Origin of the sequence: Staphylococcus sp. HMSC62B09 (assembly GCF_001839115.1) — a bacterium.
Taxonomy (GTDB): domain Bacteria; phylum Bacillota; class Bacilli; order Staphylococcales; family Staphylococcaceae; genus Staphylococcus; species Staphylococcus haemolyticus.
In genome coordinates, this window is the sequence record NZ_KV840158.1 from 1 (window position 1) to 667 (window position 667).

Annotated in this window: 8 tRNA genes; all 8 read left to right on the plus strand. The window is 52.3% G+C overall.

Features of this window, described 5'->3' with window-relative positions:
• Nucleotides 1–5 precede the first annotated feature (5 nt).
• The 8 genes from HMPREF3265_RS09790 to HMPREF3265_RS09825 all read left to right on the plus strand — a co-directional run bounded on the left by HMPREF3265_RS09790 (nt 6) and on the right by HMPREF3265_RS09825 (nt 667).
• Nucleotides 6–80: transfer RNA gene (locus HMPREF3265_RS09790), tRNA-Asn, on the plus strand.
• A 1-nt stretch (nt 81) separates the two neighbouring features.
• Nucleotides 82–156 (plus strand) — tRNA-Glu (locus HMPREF3265_RS09795).
• A 5-nt stretch (nt 157–161) separates the two neighbouring features.
• Nucleotides 162–237 (plus strand) — tRNA-Val (locus HMPREF3265_RS09800).
• A 20-nt stretch (nt 238–257) separates the two neighbouring features.
• Nucleotides 258–333 (plus strand) — tRNA-Thr (locus HMPREF3265_RS09805).
• 6 nt (nt 334–339) lie between these two features.
• Nucleotides 340–423, plus strand: a tRNA-Tyr gene (locus HMPREF3265_RS09810).
• Nucleotides 424–432: 9 nt separating this feature from the next.
• Nucleotides 433–506, plus strand: a tRNA-Trp gene (locus HMPREF3265_RS09815).
• 2 nt (nt 507–508) lie between these two features.
• Nucleotides 509–581, plus strand: a tRNA-His gene (locus HMPREF3265_RS09820).
• A gap of 14 nt (nt 582–595) precedes the next feature.
• A tRNA-Gln gene (locus tag HMPREF3265_RS09825) sits at nt 596–667 on the plus strand.

Genomic DNA, 667 nt, shown 5'->3' on the forward strand with positions numbered 1-667 from the left:
ATTATTCCGCAGTAGCTCAGTGGTAGAGCTATCGGCTGTTAACCGATCGGTCGTAGGTTCGAATCCTACCTGCGGAGCCATGGCTCCTTGGTCAAGCGGTTAAGACACCGCCCTTTCACGGCGGTAACACGGGTTCGAGTCCCGTAGGAGTCACCATTATTGGAGAATTAGCTCAGTTGGGAGAGCATCTGCCTTACAAGCAGAGGGTCGGCGGTTCGAACCCGTCATTCTCCACCATTTTATCAAAACAATATATTGCCGGCCTAGCTCAATTGGTAGAGCAACTGACTTGTAATCAGTAGGTTGGGGGTTCAAGTCCTCTGGCCGGCACCATCTCATGGAGGGGTAGCGAAGTGGCTAAACGCGGCGGACTGTAAATCCGCTCCTTCGGGTTCGGCAGTTCGAATCTGCCCCCCTCCACCATCTTAATTTAGGGACATAGTTCAACGGTAGAATAGAGGTCTCCAAAACCTTTGATGTGGGTTCGATTCCTACTGTCCCTGCCATGGCGGTTGTGGCGAAGTGGTTAACGCATCGGATTGTGGTTCCGACACTCGAGGGTTCGATTCCCTTCAACCGCCCTTAATTTTATTAATGGGCTATAGCCAAGCGGTAAGGCAACGGACTTTGACTCCGTCACGCGCTGGTTCGAATCCAGCTAGCCCAG